This window comes from Phaeobacter porticola (assembly GCF_001888185.1).
GTDB classification, from domain to species: Bacteria; Pseudomonadota; Alphaproteobacteria; order Rhodobacterales; family Rhodobacteraceae; genus Phaeobacter; species Phaeobacter porticola.
In genome coordinates this window covers 1578138-1594358 of the sequence record NZ_CP016364.1, presented here as the reverse complement: position 1 = coordinate 1594358, position 16221 = coordinate 1578138, and the positions used below count along the sequence as shown (strand labels likewise).

At 55.9% G+C, this 16221-nt stretch carries 19 protein-coding genes and 1 tRNA gene; 3 read left to right on the top strand and 17 right to left on the bottom strand.

The genetic code is table 11. The features are described 5' to 3' along the window. Positions 1-66 precede the first annotated feature (66 nt). The 3 genes from olsA to PhaeoP97_RS07735 form a co-directional block, all read right to left on the bottom strand. Entirely contained in the window at positions 67-918 is an 852-nt protein-coding gene (gene olsA, locus PhaeoP97_RS07745; protein WP_072504594.1) for a lyso-ornithine lipid O-acyltransferase, read from the bottom strand. Further along, positions 915-1676 carry an L-ornithine N(alpha)-acyltransferase gene (olsB, locus tag PhaeoP97_RS07740; protein WP_072504593.1) on the bottom strand — a complete coding sequence of 254 codons (762 nt, stop codon included), beginning with the start codon at positions 1674-1676 and terminating at the stop codon, positions 915-917. The genes olsA and olsB overlap by 4 nt, the downstream gene beginning before the upstream one ends. A 105-nt stretch (positions 1677-1781) precedes the next feature. Next, positions 1782-1967, bottom strand: a complete 186-nt coding sequence (locus PhaeoP97_RS07735; protein ID WP_072504592.1) for a DUF3553 domain-containing protein — start codon at positions 1965-1967, stop codon at positions 1782-1784. 28 nt (positions 1968-1995) lie between these two features. Here PhaeoP97_RS07735 and PhaeoP97_RS07730 point away from each other — a divergent pair, with 28 nt between their 5' ends. After that, positions 1996-2592 carry a histidine phosphotransferase family protein gene (locus PhaeoP97_RS07730; RefSeq protein WP_072504591.1) on the top strand — a complete coding sequence of 199 codons (597 nt, stop codon included), beginning with the start codon at positions 1996-1998 and terminating at the stop codon, positions 2590-2592. Positions 2593-2669: 77 nt separating this feature from the next. Here PhaeoP97_RS07730 and PhaeoP97_RS07725 read toward each other — a convergent pair whose 3' ends face one another. The 7 genes from PhaeoP97_RS07725 to PhaeoP97_RS07695 all read right to left on the bottom strand — a co-directional run bounded on the left by PhaeoP97_RS07725 (position 2670) and on the right by PhaeoP97_RS07695 (position 8997). Next, positions 2670-3935: a glutamate-5-semialdehyde dehydrogenase gene (locus PhaeoP97_RS07725; protein ID WP_072504590.1), complete on the bottom strand. Its 1266-nt coding sequence runs from the start codon at positions 3933-3935 to the stop codon at positions 2670-2672. A 73-nt stretch (positions 3936-4008) separates the two neighbouring features. Continuing rightward, positions 4009-5115 carry a glutamate 5-kinase gene (gene proB, locus PhaeoP97_RS07720; protein WP_072504589.1) on the bottom strand — a complete coding sequence of 369 codons (1107 nt, stop codon included), beginning with the start codon at positions 5113-5115 and terminating at the stop codon, positions 4009-4011. Further along, entirely contained in the window at positions 5103-6137 is a 1035-nt protein-coding gene (obgE, locus tag PhaeoP97_RS07715; protein WP_072504588.1) for a GTPase ObgE, read from the bottom strand. Before obgE ends, proB begins: the two co-directional genes overlap by 13 nt. Positions 6138-6246: 109 nt before the next feature. Further along, positions 6247-6786 carry a GNAT family N-acetyltransferase gene (locus tag PhaeoP97_RS07710; RefSeq protein ID WP_072504587.1) on the bottom strand — a complete coding sequence of 180 codons (540 nt, stop codon included), beginning with the start codon at positions 6784-6786 and terminating at the stop codon, positions 6247-6249. Positions 6787-6989: 203 nt separating this feature from the next. Beyond that, a complete protein-coding gene (gene rpmA / locus PhaeoP97_RS07705; RefSeq protein ID WP_014874659.1) occupies positions 6990-7259 on the bottom strand; it encodes a 50S ribosomal protein L27 in 270 nt (89 codons plus the stop codon). Between the two features lie 11 nt (positions 7260-7270). Continuing rightward, positions 7271-7864, bottom strand: a complete 594-nt coding sequence (locus PhaeoP97_RS07700; RefSeq protein ID WP_072504586.1) for a 50S ribosomal protein L21 — start codon at positions 7862-7864, stop codon at positions 7271-7273. Between the two features lie 281 nt (positions 7865-8145). After that, positions 8146-8997: a DUF2059 domain-containing protein gene (locus PhaeoP97_RS07695; RefSeq protein WP_072504585.1), complete on the bottom strand. Its 852-nt coding sequence runs from the start codon at positions 8995-8997 to the stop codon at positions 8146-8148. A 119-nt stretch (positions 8998-9116) separates the two neighbouring features. Here PhaeoP97_RS07695 and PhaeoP97_RS07690 point away from each other — a divergent pair. Then, positions 9117-9206 (top strand) — tRNA-Ser (locus PhaeoP97_RS07690). A gap of 238 nt (positions 9207-9444) precedes the next feature. Next, positions 9445-11097, top strand: a complete 1653-nt coding sequence (locus tag PhaeoP97_RS07685) for an O-linked N-acetylglucosamine transferase, SPINDLY family protein (protein WP_072504584.1) — start codon at positions 9445-9447, stop codon at positions 11095-11097. A 158-nt stretch (positions 11098-11255) separates the two neighbouring features. Here the strand turns inward: PhaeoP97_RS07685 and PhaeoP97_RS07680 are convergent, their stop codons facing one another. The 7 genes from PhaeoP97_RS07680 to PhaeoP97_RS07650 all read right to left on the bottom strand — a co-directional run bounded on the left by PhaeoP97_RS07680 (position 11256) and on the right by PhaeoP97_RS07650 (position 16219). After that, entirely contained in the window at positions 11256-12476 is a 1221-nt protein-coding gene (locus PhaeoP97_RS07680) for a cysteine desulfurase (RefSeq protein WP_072504583.1), read from the bottom strand. Further along, entirely contained in the window at positions 12469-13053 is a 585-nt protein-coding gene (locus tag PhaeoP97_RS07675) for a YIP1 family protein (RefSeq protein WP_072504582.1), read from the bottom strand. The genes PhaeoP97_RS07680 and PhaeoP97_RS07675 overlap by 8 nt, the downstream gene beginning before the upstream one ends. After that, a complete protein-coding gene (locus tag PhaeoP97_RS07670; RefSeq protein ID WP_072504581.1) occupies positions 13050-13535 on the bottom strand; it encodes a YIP1 family protein in 486 nt (161 codons plus the stop codon). The genes PhaeoP97_RS07675 and PhaeoP97_RS07670 overlap by 4 nt, the downstream gene beginning before the upstream one ends. Beyond that, positions 13535-14815, bottom strand: a complete 1281-nt coding sequence (locus PhaeoP97_RS07665) for a SufB/SufD family protein (RefSeq protein WP_072504580.1) — start codon at positions 14813-14815, stop codon at positions 13535-13537. The genes PhaeoP97_RS07670 and PhaeoP97_RS07665 overlap by 1 nt, the downstream gene beginning before the upstream one ends. Then, positions 14816-15571, bottom strand: a complete 756-nt coding sequence (gene sufC / locus PhaeoP97_RS07660) for a Fe-S cluster assembly ATPase SufC (protein WP_072504579.1) — start codon at positions 15569-15571, stop codon at positions 14816-14818. It lies immediately after the preceding gene. Positions 15572-15638: 67 nt separating this feature from the next. Continuing rightward, entirely contained in the window at positions 15639-15953 is a 315-nt protein-coding gene (locus PhaeoP97_RS07655; protein WP_072504578.1) for a YbjQ family protein, read from the bottom strand. Then, a complete protein-coding gene (locus PhaeoP97_RS07650) occupies positions 15950-16219 on the bottom strand; it encodes a hypothetical protein (protein ID WP_072504577.1) in 270 nt (89 codons plus the stop codon). Before PhaeoP97_RS07650 ends, PhaeoP97_RS07655 begins: the two co-directional genes overlap by 4 nt. Between the last annotated feature and the right edge of the window lie 2 nt (positions 16220-16221).

Genomic DNA, 16221 nt, shown 5'->3' with positions numbered 1-16221 from the left:
TGCGGATTGAATGGCGCGCGTATATGACAGGCTCGCCAGGCGTGCAAGGAAAAAAGCTGTCTCGTGTCATTGCGCCTCCTCATTCGCCTGATACCCACACCAGATTGCCTCATGTCCCGCGCGCACTTGCGTCTCGCAGGCCGCTGCAAGCGCTTTGCGATCTTCAAAATCAGCGACACGTAACGGGCGGTGATACCGCAGCACGACCTCTCCCTGACGCGCAGAGGCCAGTGTTTTCAACAAATGCGGAGCAAACGCCATCTCGCCCCACCAACCATAGTAGCGCGGTCCCTCACCTTTGGGTGGCAGAAATACTGCGGATACAGGCTGGATCGAAATTTCATCGCGCAATTCAGGATGGAAAAACGCAGCAAAGAGTGTGGTCTTGAACGGCAGCACCCGCAGCCCATCGGTTGATGTGCCTTCGGGAAAGAACAGCAGCTTATGCCCCAACATCAGCCGGTCCTGAAACAACGCGGTCTGCCTGCGTGCTTCCTTGGCGTTGCGTTCGATGAATACCGTCCCTGTCGCCCGCGCAAGCCAACCGATACCGGGCCATTTCGCAACTTCTGCCTTGGAGACGAAATAGATCCGTTTACGCGCATTAAGAGCAAAGATATCCAGCCAGGACGTGTGATTTGCCACCACCGCACCGCGTTCAGTCATCAGCGCCCCATGGGTGCGAAAGCCAATGCCAAGAACGCGAAAGGCATTGCGACACACAAATTGGGTGATGAAGGGCGTCACAGGTCTGTCCATACGACAAAACGGGCGCTCAATCAGACGCACCAGCAGCAAGACCAGCAACCCGCCAAAAACCAAACCGCCGAGAACTAGCCCGCGCACCACGACACGTAGCCAACCAAACAGCGAAATCCGAAGTGCCGTTGGCGCGTCTTCTCCGTTCCAGGTCGTCATTCGGTGCCGCGCCCTGCCCCGTAGATACGACGCTGCCGCGCATTCATCCGCGCCGCGTCCAACACCAGGCAAACGTCGGTCGTGTTAAAGTCATGATCAATGTAAGCCCCATCACCAACGCAGCCGCCAAGGCGAAGATAGGCCTTGATGAGCGCGGGCGTCTCCAGCATGGCCTTGCGACGGTCAAGATCACCTTTCGAAACCAGATCCATAGGTTGGTAGACCCGCGCAACCGGGCGTAGCTCCTCAGGGGCCAGATGGTTGTGATGGAGCATCGACAGCGCATTGGCCAACGGTGCCGCATCTGTGCCGTGAAAGCTGGCGACGCCGAACAGAACCTCGATCTGATACTCTGCCACATAGTCCGCCAACGCCGACCATAAATGGAACATGGCTGTGCCGCCGCGATAATCAGGATGCAGGCAGGAACGTCCTAGTTCCAGTAGCTTGCGCCCCGAACCTGTTAGCGTCGACAGATCGTATTCATCTTCGGAGTAGAACTGCCCGGCGCGCAACGCCTGATCGCTGCGCAGAACCCGGTAGACGCCTACAACGGCGTTTTGGGACAGATCCCATAGCAACAAATGATCAAAAAACGGATCAAAACGATCCTGTTCCAACCCGGCGTCATGATCGACCATTTCGCCGCCACCACGCAGTTCACGCACAAAGACATCATAGCGTAGGGCTTGAGCCGCGCGTAAATCCGCCGATGTTTCCGCTAGTTTAACCTGAAATTCAGGGGAACAGCCGTCCATGACCTTGCTCAACAATGGTTTGCCTTGTGTGCAGCTAGCCTATAAGGCACGGCATGTGCAAGTTTCGAGCAAGTTGGTGAACAGCCGTTAACCGTTCATCAACGCTTATGACGGATCAAAGACTGGAATAAGGGCCACCTGGGCGCTGTTGAACACCACCTTGCCCTGATCGGGGAAGTTTACGGTGATCCTACCGCCGGCGTTGGATTGGACCTGCCCTGTCCCCCATTCGGGGTGGTCAGGATGGGTTACACACATTCCAGGGGCAAGTATGGCGTTGAGGTCGTTCATGCGTGATGGCCCAATTCGGAGGAAAGATATGTCAGTAGATAACGCTAATCTCGCGGCTTTGATAGGGTCGCGCATCTGCCATGACTTGATCAGCCCAATCGGCGCGATCAACAACGGCTTGGAACTGCTTGGAATGTCTGGGGATATGTCCGGCCCCGAGCTTGAGTTGATTTCTGACAGTGTGGCCAATGCCAATGCCCGGATCCGCTTCTTCCGCATTGCCTTTGGTGCCGCCAGTGAGCAGCAAATCAGCCGGGCCGAGGTGGTTTCTGTGCTGGAAGACATTGGCAAGGGCGGTCGTCTGAAATACCAGTGGACCCCGCAAGAGGCCTCCAGCCGGACCGAGGTACGGCTCGCTTTTCTCGCCGCATTGTGCCTGGAAACAGGTTTGCCCTATGGCGGCACCGTTAAGATCCTCTGTGCCGACGGTAAGTGGACTGTCATTGGCGAGGGCAGCAAGTTGAACGTTGACGATAATCTCTGGGCGCGCGTCAGCGGTGGCACGTCGGCTGTGGCCGTCACCCCGGCGCTTGTTCAATTCGCCATGCTGCCCGAGGCCGCAAAAGACCTAGGACGCACCGTTCGCGTTGAACAGACTCTGGAACGGGTAACTCTCCACTTCTAGAAAGACCCACATTTTAGAATAAACAAAAGCGCCACAATCACTTGCGGCGCTTTTTTCATGTTTCTTGACAGCAGATTTTAACTGCGGACTGCACCATTTCCACGCACGAGATATTTGAAACTGGTTAGCTGCGCGGCACCGACTGGCCCCCGTGCGTGCATTTTACCGGTGGCGATTCCAATTTCGGCGCCCATGCCAAATTCACCGCCATCGGCAAATTGGGTTGAAGCATTGTGCATCAGGATCGCGCTATCCAGCTCAGCGAAGAACTGCGCAACGGCGGCCTCGTCCTCGGTAACAATACAATCGGTGTGCTGTGAATGATGCGCGCGAATATGCGTAATCGCGGCATCAATGTCATCCACCTGCTTGGCCGCAATGATCGCGTCCAGATACTCGCAGCCCCAATCGGCATCAGTGGCGTCCGTCATAGCGTCTGGTCCGGGCAGCCCAGCCTCGGCACGGATCTCTACTCCGGCCGCGGTCAGCGCCGTCAGTACATCACGCCCAAGCGTTTCAGCAATATCGCGGTGGATCAACAGGCATTCAGCAGCGCCACAGATCCCGGTGCGCCTGGTCTTGGCATTCAGCACAATCTCCAACGCCTTTTGCGGATCTGCATGCTTATCGAGGTAGATGTGAACGATCCCCTCCAAATGTGCAAAAACCGGGACACGCGCTTCGCGCTGTACCAGACCCACCAGCCCCTTGCCGCCACGCGGTACGATCACGTCAACCGTCTCTGTCATGGTCAGCAGTTCCTGAACCGCAGCCCGGTCGCGGGTCGGAACCAGCTGCACCGCCTCCGCGGGCAGGTCGGCGACACGCAGGCCAGCTGCCAAACAGGCGTGAATGGCCTGACTAGAATAAAAACTTTCGGACCCACCACGCAGGATCACCGCATTGCCGGACTTGAGACACAGTGCACCCGCATCTGCCGTCACATTGGGGCGGCTTTCGTAGATCACCCCAATCACGCCGAGCGGCGTACGTACGCGCTGGATGTCGATACCAGACGGTTGTGACCACTCCGCCAAAACCTCACCTACGGGATCGGGCTGAGCAGCAACGGCACGCAGACCAGAGACAATCCCGGCAATCCGGCCTTCATCCAGCGCCAGACGGTCCATCATGGCAGGCGACAGCTCTTTGCTGCGACCAAAATCGAGATCCTTGGCGTTGGCCGCCAATATCTCTGCCTGATTTTCCCAAACCGCATCAGCCGCAGCATTCAGCGCAGCGGTTTTGCGTTCATCAGTGGCAGTCGCCAGTTTTGCGGCGGCTTGCTTTGCGCGTTTGCCGATGTCGGCCATCAGCGCAGCAATATCTTGCGTCTCATTCATTCGTTGAAACCCTTTGTAGCCCCTTTTGACACATCTGGTGGTCAGGCGGGGTCAGCCCTAACATGGATTGCAGCTACAGCGCCATATCATCGCGATGGATGACAGCTGCGCGGCCAGCATAGCCAAGGATCGCCTCGATTTCTCCCGATTGGCGCCCTTGGATCGCAGTGGCTTCGTCAGCCGTATATCGGCTGAGCCCCTGCCCCAGTTTTCTCCCGTCTGGACCAAGGATGGCCAGCGGATCACCGCGGCCGAAGTCTCCTTCAATGTGACGGATGCCTGCCGGCAAAAGGCTCTTACCGGAGCCGAGCGCCCGTGCAGCGCCTTCATCTACAGTGACAACACCGCGCGTCTTCATGGCTGCAATCCAGCGCTTGCGCGCAACCTGCGGATCATCCTGTGCAGTGAACCAAGTGGATGTCGCGCCATTTTCAAGCATTTTCAGTGGATTATTAGGCGAACCTTCAGTGATGGCCATGGCGCAGCCAGCTGCTGTCGCCATTTTTGCTGCCAGCAATTTGGTGATCATACCGCCCTTGGAAAGGCCAGAGACACCGTCGCCCGCCATTGCCTCAATCTCTGGGGTGATCCGTTCAATAATGTCATAACGCCGGGCGCATGGATCCAAAGCCGGATTGGAAGTGTAGAATCCGTCGACATCCGACAGCAGAATGAGCACATCCGCCCCGACCGTCACCGCCACCTGCGCCGCCAGACGGTCATTATCGCCATAGCGGATCTCATCGGTGGCAATGGTGTCATTTTCGTTGACGATGGGCACAACGCCAAGACCAATAAGCGTCTCCAACGTCGCACGGGAATTCAGATAACGACGCCGGTCGGCGCTGTCTTCCAATGTGACCAGCACCTGCGCTGTGGTGATCGCATGCGGGGCCAACGCCTCCTCATAAGCGCCTGCAAGACGGATTTGACCAACGGCTGCCGCGGCCTGTGACTGTTCCAACGGCAACTCCTGTGCCGCCAGCCCCAGCACCCGACGCCCCAACGCGATAGAGCCGGATGAGACAAGGATAACATCCTTGCCCATGGATTTCAGCCAGGCAACATCCGCCGACAAGGCCCGCAACCAATCCGCCCGCAATGCACCGCTTGTCCGGTCTACCAACAGGGCCGACCCGATTTTGACTACGATACGCTGGGCGTCGGTCAGGGTTGCCACGTGTCCTGCTCCACTTGGGGCTGCTGACGCAGGCGATCTTCATCGATCTGGGTCCGCATGGACCGCAGGACCTCATTCAGACCTTCGCGACTGACACCTGACATCATAAAGACAGGCCCGCCCACGGCAGCCTCAAGTGCTGCCTTGGCCTCTGCGCGTTCCTCGTCGTCCAGCGAGTCGATCTTGTTCAGCGCCGTGATACGGGGCTTCTCTGCTAGCTCGCCGCCATAGGCCTCCAGCTCATCAATGATAGTCTGGTAGTCCTCGGCAACCGTCTCCGAGGTACCATCGACCAGATGTAACAGGACCGCGCAGCGTTCGACATGACCCAAGAACCGATCACCAATTCCGCGCCCTTCATGGGCCCCGGCAATCAATCCGGGAATATCAGCGACGACAAATTCAACGCCATCAATACCCACAACGCCGAGGTTCGGATGCAAGGTAGTAAACGGATAATCAGCGATCTTGGGTCGCGCATTGGATGTAGCCGATAGAAAAGTCGACTTGCCCGCGTTCGGCAACCCCAAAAGACCAACATCGGCGATCAGCTTCAGACGCAGCCAGATGGTGCGTTCGATTGCATCCTGCCCTGAATTAGCACGCCGCGGCGCCTGGTTCGTGGCACTTTTGAAGTGTAGGTTACCGAAGCCGCCGTTACCGCCCTTGGCCAAGAGGAACCGTTCGCCAACTTCGGTGAGGTCAGCCAGAACCGTTTCCTGATCTTCATCCATAATCTCGGTCCCAACAGGAACGCGCAGAATGATGTCATCGCCATCCTTGCCGGTGCGCTGTCGCCCCATGCCGGACTGACCGTTTTTAGCAAAGAAATGCTGCTGGTAACGAAAATCAATGAGAGTGTTCAGCCCTTCGGTCACCTCGATCCAGACAGACCCACCCCGGCCACCGTCACCGCCATCGGGGCCGCCATATTCCATGAATTTTTCACGGCGAAAGCTGACGCAGCCGTTCCCGCCCGCACCGGAGCGGATATAGACTTTGGCCAGATCGAGGAATTTCATGTCAGCTCCTTGCTGATGACCTGTCGCCGTGGCGAGAGGATAAGGATGGGTATGTGGCCGATGTCGGGGCCTGTTGCCCCGACTTAACGCAAACCGCGCGGCGCGCCAATCACAGTTTTCGGCTGTAGGTCCATGTTGGGACCGGGGCGTTACGCGCAACCGAGAAGGTTTCCGCATCGCCAAGGTATTCAAACCCGCAATGTGTCAGCACACGTGCCGATGCCGGGTTGTCCTGAAACGCACTTGCAAAGAGCGCATTGCAGCCCTGCGGGTTATTCTCCACAAGCGCACGCAATGCTGCAGAAGCAATACCATTGTTCCAGAACACCGGCGCAATCCAATAGCCGACTTCGCTTTGGTCTCGATCCAGCCGCTTGAGACTGATGATCCCTTTCAGCTCGTCGCCGCCATCTGCTGTGCCGTCAATCGCCCAGACATCTTCGTCACGCTCTTCATCCAGTGCGCGAGCAACAAAGGCCTCAATCGCGCCTGGGGGCAGCGGGTGCGGGATGGCAGTGGTCATACGAGCGACACGTTCGTCACTGACGTAGTGGGCAATTAGCCCTTCGTCGGATTTGCGCAGCGGACGCAGAACAAAACGCTCTGCTTCAATCACGGGCTGCTCTGCTCTTTTGTGATCCAAACTCATGCCCTTGCTCCTCTCGAACAATACCAACACCGGATCTTTGATCCGGATCAAACGACTGGGCCTTAACGGAGTGTCATGGGATCCTGCCATAGGGCAGAACGGTTGACATCTGGTTAGGGAATTTCGCCAAGAATTGCGAAAAATGAAAAAAGGGACCGGCGGTACCGCCGATCCCCTATTGTGTCTCACCTTATGGGTTCGGCTTATTCAGCGGCCTCCGCCACTGGCAGAACCGAAATAAAGGTGCGGCCCTTAAGGCCCTTATGGAACGTTACAGCACCGTCAGTCGTTGCAAAGATGGTGTGATCTTTGCCCAGACCAACGCCTTCGCCCGGCCAAAACTTGGTGCCGCGCTGACGTACGATGATGTTGCCAGAGATGGCCGCTTGGCCACCATAGAGTTTCACGCCAAGGCGGCGACCGGCTGAGTCGCGGCCGTTACGTGAGGAACCACCAGCTTTCTTATGTGCCATTGTCTATCTCCTTAGCCTTTAGCCAAATCTTTGGCCTGCTCAACCCATTCGGGCTTCACTTTGACCGCGTCGATAGCAGCAATGTCAGCATCCGACAAGGCTGCGATCTGGGCAAAGCTGGTCAGACCGGCTTCTTCCAGTTTCTTGGCAGCAGCGGGTCCAACACCGGTCAGCTCGGTGAGATCATCACCAGAAGCAGCAGGCGCAGCCTTTTTTGCAGCCGGAGCAGCTTTGGCAGCAGCAGGTGCATCGCCCTGGCCACTTGCAGCTTTTACGCCGGATTTGTCAGCGCCGGAGGCCAGGATCTCAGTGATCTTGACCAAAGTCAGCTTCTGACGGTGACCCTTGGTGCGCTTGGAGGAGTGCTTACGACGGCGCTTCACAAAGTGAATAACCTTCTCGCCTTTGATCTGATCGACCACTTCGGCCTGAACCGCAGCACCATCTACAAAGGGCACACCCACAACCGGTGTATCACCACCAAGCATCAGAATGTCGTTGAACTGGATTGTTTCGCCAGCATCAGCAGCCAATTTTTCCACGCGCAGCATATCGCCGGCCTGAACTTTGTACTGCTTGCCGCCGGTTTTGAGGACCGCAAACATATGCGTCTTTCCTTTTCTACCCGCGTCCTACGGTCCCGGCAGCATCTTGCGATACATTAGGTGTTTTGGCCCAAGGCCACCTCGAACAGCGCGCCCATCTTGGGGCGTATGACAAATAAACCCCGGCGCAGAGAGTCCGGGCCGGGATGCGGGCTTATGCGGCGAATTGGCGGGTCTGTCAACCCTATTGGCGGCGCCGTTCAATGCGGGTCCGGCGGATCTTGCATACCGCCCTTAGGACCGCGACAGGTGACGCCCTAGCCCGACGCACAGCACAAGCATCACAGATCCTGCGCGGGCGCGAGATCTTGCAGACGATAGGCCAGTATCTCGAACCGGCTGGCGGTGATTTCAAAGGTTACCGCGTTCAACAATTCATAGACCCGCTGCATCATCGGATGTTCCAACGCTTCGATATAGGTCAAGATCTCTGCATCGCTGAAGCCCTGATAAGTGTAGGCATTGCCCGCCATACCAGCCGCCTGCATAGCCATTTGGGTTGAAGCTTCCTGATCCTTCATAAAGGCGCGCAGTCCATCTGCATCCAATTGCAGGTCAATAACGCCCGCCGCACTGGCAGCCATAAGAAAGCGGAACTGGATCTCTTGAATCGCCTTCACACCAGTGCCATCCGCGTCAATCGCCTGCCCCATGCGCTGAAACAGCTGAGGTCGCTCGCTCCCCTCTGTCACCAGATCCGAGATAATACGCAAACCTGCCTGCTGCTTGGTCTCGTCGTCCTCAACCAGATGCGACGCGTTTTCGGCTGCCACCAGCCGCGCGCCCAATGGGCTGGCGTAGAATTCCGCCGCATGGGCAAGGACATCCTCTTCCAGCGTTTCCTCCAGAATGCCAAGAGCAACTTCGCGCATCTCCGTCAGGTCAAATACGTCTTGCGACAGGCGCACCCAGGCCGCGCCAAAATCACCGGCATCAATGCCCAACATATCCGGTGCCATTTCAGCCGACAGCGCGATACTGTCCAGCGCCACGTCAAATCCAGTGGTTTCCAGGAACGCTATCACCCTGTCACGATCCGCGGCCTGTGCCCCGGAGAATGCAGAAACCGATGCAAAAACAAAGCCAAAGAGCGATTGCATCACGACTGTGCGGAGAGTTTTGAGCTGTATCATGCCTGAAAATCTAAGCGTTTTCCGCCCCGAGACAATCAAAAATCTAATTTCTTGCAGGAAGGGCCAAATCCCCCTTGCGCGTGCTGAAATTCCGCTTTAAACGGCCTCTCACCACTCGCGGAGAGGTGCCGGAGTGGTCGAACGGGGCGGTCTCGAAAACCGTTGAGCCTTCACGGGTTCCCAGGGTTCGAATCCCTGTCTCTCCGCCACTATCCCCCTGAAATTTGTGAAAGATCAAAAATTCCAAGGGGATAGTGCATTTTCTTTTAGGTAGACTCTATACCAAAAGACCGTACACGCCGGCCTTTATCGGGATTGGCGCGTAGACACGCCGGTCAGTCACCCAAAGAATACCGCAGCACAACTGAGCAGCATTATCCCGCTGATACTCACGGTTTCTTAAGTATTTTGAATAAAAACAAGGGGAACAAGGGGAGGAGCTGCGTTGTGACCATTGCATTCCCAAAGAGTTTTGACAGCCCAATGTACGACCGCGCTGTCTTGCTGATGAGAAACGGCGAATTTCCGCAAGCTGAAACAGTGATGCGCAGTTCGATTGAACGCGAAGGTGAGACGGCGCTCAGCTATCATTATCTTGCGGAGATTGTTGCGTCCCAATCTGGGCGCATTCAAGACGCGATTAAGCTACAGACGAAAGCCCTCTCACTCGCGCCGACAAATTCGGTTTTCATAGCCGCGCTTGGGTCACGCCTGAAAGACGGTGGGTTTGACAGGGATGCGCTTAAAATGCTGGAGGCCGCCCTTTCTGTCGACCCAAACAACCCTATTGCACTGCCGTTGATCATGCGGCTTCGAAGACAATTTCTATCTTGGGAAGATAAAAAGCAGGAGGAGTCCACAATTCAGCGAATTCTCCAGAACGATCACACCTTCGACCCCCTGGCGCTGCTTGCCTATACAGATGATCCACAGGTACAGCTTAACAATGCCTATGCGCGGGCACCGCGCTCTGCGGGTAACTCCGTGCCACCGCACCCACCAGGCGAAAAGATACGAGTTGGATATTTCTCCAGCGACTTTCACGAACATGCAACGATGCATCTCTTCGAAGGCGCACTCAAAGCGCATGATCGGGATCTATTCCAGTTTTTTGTCTACGACATCAAACCGCGCGAACAGTCACGACAATATAGATTCATAAAGGAATTTGCCGACCTATATCGGGATGTGTCGCGGCTGACAGCTCAAGAAATCGCTCGACTGGCGATTGAAGACAAAGTCGACATCGCGGTTGACCTGAAAGGCGACACCACCGATGCAAAGCAAGAGATATTCGCATTCCGGGCTGCCCCGGCTCAGGTGTCGTTTCTAGGTTTTCCAGGGACATCTGGAATGGCCGAAATGGACTATATGATCGCAGATAACATCACCGTACCCAAAGAAGACGATCAATTTTACAGTGAAGACATCGTTAGAATGCCGACCTGTTACCAGCCAAACAGCAATTGTCGATATCTTCCAAAACCTGAAAACAGCCGATCACGCTATGGTCTCCCGGACGACAAGTTCGTCTTTGCAAATTTGAACAACACCTACAAAGTCGGTCCGCGCGAGTTCGCGGCCTGGATGAAAATCCTGAAACGTGCGCCAGACTCAGTTTTGCTATTCTACACCGGTATGGAAGACAACTCGGCCGCTATATTCGAAAAAGCGCGCGCTCTTGGGGTCAACCCAGAGCGGATAATACCATGTACGGTGGTACCTCAGGCGGAACATCTAGACAGGATTGCACAGGTCGATCTTTGTCTTGATTGCTTCAGTTACAATGCCCACACAACGGCGTCAGACGCGCTGTGGGCAGGTGTTCCAATTCTTACCATCTACGGCAAACAGTTTTCCGCGCGGGTAGCGACAAGCATACTCAATGCCGCAAATCTTGCGGAACTATCTGTGACGTCGGAAAAACACTTCATCGACAAGGCCGTCAGTCTGGCAAAAGACCCTGAGGAAATGCGTCGGCTTAAGAGACACCTTGATGAAAACCGCTACGCACTCCCGCTCTTTGACACCAAAAGTTGGGCAAAAGACTTCGAAGAAGTTCTTCGAGCGATCTACAAGACATCACAAAACAAGGCGTGACGTTTGCGATCCCGCTATGATACCAGAGCAGGATCGCGTGGGAGATGCTTATCACCATAGACTTTGATAGATTACCCAGCCCTAAAACCGGGTGATCAACTGGTCACGTTGCATCAGGAAATCGACATCTCTATGTCAGTCTGAACGCCAAATCGTGCTTAGGCGAACAGCTCATGCGCCAGTTCCAGAGCATCAACCAGCACGTCAACCTCTTCCTTGGTGTTATACAGGCCAAAGGAAGCACGGCAGGTCGCAGCAACGCCCAAATGGTCCATCAACGGCCCGGCACAATGTTGACCGGCGCGCACTGCAACGCCCTTTTTATCCAGGATGGTCGAGATATCATGCGCGTGCGCGGCGCCTTCAAGCGTAAAACTGAAAATCGCCGCCTTATCAGCACTTTGCCCCTGAACGTTTACCCAGTTTAAACCTGCTAGTCGCTCGGTCGTATAGTCCTTCAGCGCGGCCTCATGCTCTGCGATGTTCTCCATGCCGATGTCCATCATGTAGTCCAGTGCAACACCCAGGCCGATCATCTGGACGATCCCAGGTGTGCCCGCTTCGAACTTCATTGGCGCATCATTATATATCACCTGGTCGCGCGCGACCTCCTTGATCATATCGCCGCCGCCCATGAAGGGACGCATTTCCGCCATACGCTCAGGCCGAATATAAATCGCACCCGAAGACGACGGGCCATACAGCTTGTGGCCCGTGATCGCGTAGAAATCGCAGCCGATGTCCTGCACATCGACGGGCATATGAACTGCCCCCTGCGAGCCATCAACCAGTACTGCCACCCCACGCTCGCGGGCTTCATGACAGATGGTTTTGACATCAACAATGGTGCCTAAGACGTTCGAACACTGGGTGATTGCAATCAGCTTTGTCTTTGGCCCGATCGCGTCAAGCACCGCCTGCGGGTCAAGGCTGCCATCGGCGGCTGTTTCAACCCATTTCAGTACAACGCCCTGACGCTCGCGCAGGAAATGCCAGGGCACGATGTTTGCGTGATGCTCCATCACACTTAGGATGATCTCGTCCCCGGATTGCAGCCGCGGCATGGCCCAACCATAGGCAATGGTATTGATGCCCTCGGTGGTGCCCGAATTCATGACGATATGATTTTCATCCGCAGCATTGAGAAACCGCGCGATGGTGCCGCGCACGGTTTCATACCGCTCTGTCGCCAGGTTCGAAAGGTAGTGCAACCCCCTGTGAACATTTGAATATTCTTCAGCATACGCACGGGTGATGGCGTCGATAACCATCTGGGGTTTCTGCGCTGATGCACCATTGTCCAGATAGGTCAATGGTTTGCCGTTCACCTGCCGTGACAGGATCGGGAAATCGGCACGGATCTTTTCGACATCATACATGGTCAGGAAGTCCCAATAGCGCAGGAGCCTGAGCTCCCAATAGCAAGGTAAGAAGAAGCACGACAACAATCGCTGACATAACCACGGTCCCGATGGATCGCCAGATAGAGGTAAACTTATGCGCCTCTTTAATGAACACCAGAAAAATCGCCAGCATGACGAAATTCGTCACCAGCGCGACAAGGGACGCCGCCAAGGGCATCACGAGATGTAACAGAACCACCGCAACGAGCAGAGCAATTTGCACCACGTTGAGCCAAATCGTCACCGCCAGAATATCAAAGAAGCCCCCCTGCCCACCAATCCATCGGCCGGTCCAGGTCATAACGAGGGTGGAACACAGGTGCAGTCCGAATACGGCGCCAGCATAGGCCAACGCCGGAACCTGTTCCATGACGCTGACGCCGGCAGTCGGCATCAGTATATCCGCCAGCTCCAGGATCAAGCTGTTTAGCACAGCCGTCAACATCAACGCCAAAAATAGCGCTTCGCGCGGCCAGCGAAATGATAGTATCAATCGCGCAGCCTGAGTTGGAGCACGAAAAGTAAGCCCAACAAGCTGTTGATATATAATCATGTTTTTGCCCAGTAGGATTGAACCATGCCGCTCCCCCAGAACCATAGAAACAGGACAAACCATAATCCGCCAACAAGCGTCAACTCAGGTCCAGATCCTATGAAACCGGCCACGAGCCCATTGAGCAACATAAATGGGCTGGCCGCAAGAAACGCCCAGAATAATGCCAGCCTCGCCCGGGCGCTGTCGCCTTGTCCACGGAAAAGACGCGCAACAGCGTGGGCCAGCAACGCCACCCCATAAAGCAGCAATGGTGCCATAAAGAGTACTGCAAGCAGCGAGCCTCCGAGCAGCATGTTTAATTCCTGCCCCGTCAAATGCGCCTCGCGCGCCCGGACCGGCATCTGCGCGATGAAAGCCAGCGCACAGCCAGCCATCAGCATCGCCAACAGCCGATCCTCACGCAATCCCACGGCAAGACGCCGCGCAAAGACTTTGCGCGGCCCCATGTAGGTTGCAACGATGTCCTGTGTGACGGACATCAGCGGCGCCGAGCCAGCCAGCCTTCCAGCCGGTCCACGACACTGGCCGCAATATCGGCATCTTCAATCTCCTCGACGGCCTCGGCAAGAAATGCCAGCGTCAGCAGATCGGTTGCTTCAGATGTCGGGATCCCGCGGGACCGCAGATAAAACAGACCCTCTTCATCAATCGCGCCGGAGGTGGATCCGTGCGAGCAAACCACGTCATCAGCATAGATTTCCAGCTCCGGTTTGGCGAGAAACTGGCTGTCACCGTCCAACAGTAACGACTGGGAAATCTGATATCCGTCAGTCTTTTGCGCGCCTTCCTTCACCAGGATCTTGCCCTGAAAAACGCCGGTGGCACCGTTGCGCAGCACCTTCTTGAATACCTGACGGCTTTCGCAATTTACGGCGTCATGTGTGATGAACACGGTGTCGTCATGATGGAAATCACCGTCGCCAACACAGGCACCTGCAATATGCGCAGCGGCATCATCACCAGTCAGTTCAATCACGGCTTCATTGCGGGTCAGAACACCGTTTACCGTCAGCGTGAAGCTCTTGAACACGGACTCTGTGCTCAGACGTGCAAACAAATGTGTTGCGGCACGGCGTTCGTGATCGCGGCCCTGCGCGCGCACCAGATGCAGTGCAGCACCATCAGCCAGGTCAATTTCCATGCATTTGTTAAAGCGCGACGCAGCAGGACCGTTTTCCAGAATGGTCGCCGAAGCGCCCGTTTCGACGCGAATGACATGGTGCAGGATCGCGTCTGATGACTCAGCCGCGTGACGATAAATCAGATTGACCGGTTTTGACGGCGTGCCCGTTACACGAATGGCGACACCGTCCCGCGCAAACGCGGTATTTAGCGCTGCCAGTGGTCGTGCCACCGGGGTTTGTCCGCGCGCTTCAAGAACACCGTACAAGTCCTTGGCCCAATGAATATCTTTGTCGCAGATATCCGAAATCCGCTCGATGCTGATACCTTCAAGCGAGAGGTCATCCGAGGCAGCCGCGTCGAACACACCGTCAACAAACACCACCTTCAAACGATCAAATTCGTCAAACAGGGGTGCTTCTCCACTGTCCAGCACGGCGGCTGTTGGTGCCTCTGCTGCGGTCAGAGTGTCAGGCCGGGTGTATTTCCAATATTCGTCACGACGACCGGGCAGCCCCATGGTCTGTACCCGTGACAGCGCAGCGTGACGTGCCTCGGCCAGGCAACCGCCGTCTGGCATCGTCAACGTTGCCAGACGCGCGTCGGTTTCATTTTGTTTTACTTCAGGAAGCGCCATTTACACACCCTCTGCCAGAATGTCGGCGTACCCGTTGTTTTCCACTTCCAGCGCCAGCTCTGGGCCACCGGTTTTCACAATGCGACCATTGGCCATGATGTGCACAACATCGGGTTTGATGTGATCCAGAAGACGCTGATAGTGGGTGATCACGAGGAAGCCGCGGCCCTCGTCGCGCAGCGCGTTAACACCTTCGGCCACCAATTTCATCGCATCCACATCAAGACCAGAATCGGTTTCGTCCAAGATACACATTTTGGGCTCAAGCATAGCCATCTGCAGAATTTCGTTACGCTTTTTCTCACCGCCAGAGAAGCCGACGTTAACTGGCCGCTTCAGCATATCGGCGTCGATCTTCAATGTTTTTGCCTTGGCGCGGATCTCTTTCAGGAAGTCAGACGCGCTCAGTTCTTCTTCGCCACGGGCCTTGCGCTGTGCGTTCACCGCAGTCCGCAGGAATGTCATGTTGCCAACACCGGGGATCTCAACCGGGTACTGGAACGCGAGGAAAACGCCAGCGGCGGCGCGCTCTTCCGGCTCCATCTCCAGCAGATCTTCGCCAGCCAGCGAGGCTTCACCATCGGTGACCTCATAGCCATCGCGACCGGACAGCACATAAGACAGTGTCGACTTGCCAGAGCCGTTCGGCCCCATGATCGCATGCACTTTGCCAGCTTCAACGGTGAGGTTGACACCTTTGAGGATCTGCTTGTCCTCTTCTTCAAGTTTGACGTGCAGGTTTTTGATTTCGAGCATTTTTTCCTCGTTTATATCTCTTCGGGGATAGACCCCGGTTGTTCCTGTGCCCCGAGGGGCGAATTCGTTAGCCGATCACTACGGCTGTTCCGCTGGCGGACACCATCAACATGGACTGGCCCACCACTTCATAATCCAGATCGACGCCGACAACCGCGTTGGCGCCTTTGGCACGGGCGCGGTCTTCCAGCTCTGCCAGCGCAGTTTCGCGCGCGTCCTGCAGCTTGCTTTCATAGGCGCCAGAGCGACCACCGACGATGTCGGTAATGGACGCAAAGACATCGCGCACCACATTGGCGCCCATGATCGCCTCACCCACCACGATGCCTTTGTATTCGGAGATCTGGTAGCCTTCGACGGAGTTAGTGGTTGTGATGATCATTTTTTCCAATACTCCAACACTTTTTGTCCTTGCCGGGACGTGAACCACCAAAGCAACAGGGCCGGTCCTCCAAAAATCGCCAAACAAAGCAGCCCAGCGACAACACCATTCACGGCAAAGGCCATAATAACGGCAAACAAGAAAACGAAGAAAAGAGGTGCGGCAATGCGCTGCAAGAACCAGATGAACGCAACGGCGCGAACACCTTCTTTCGCGTTATATTCAAAGGCCTTGACCTCCGCTGCTGCCCTCTCCTCCACGGCCATTA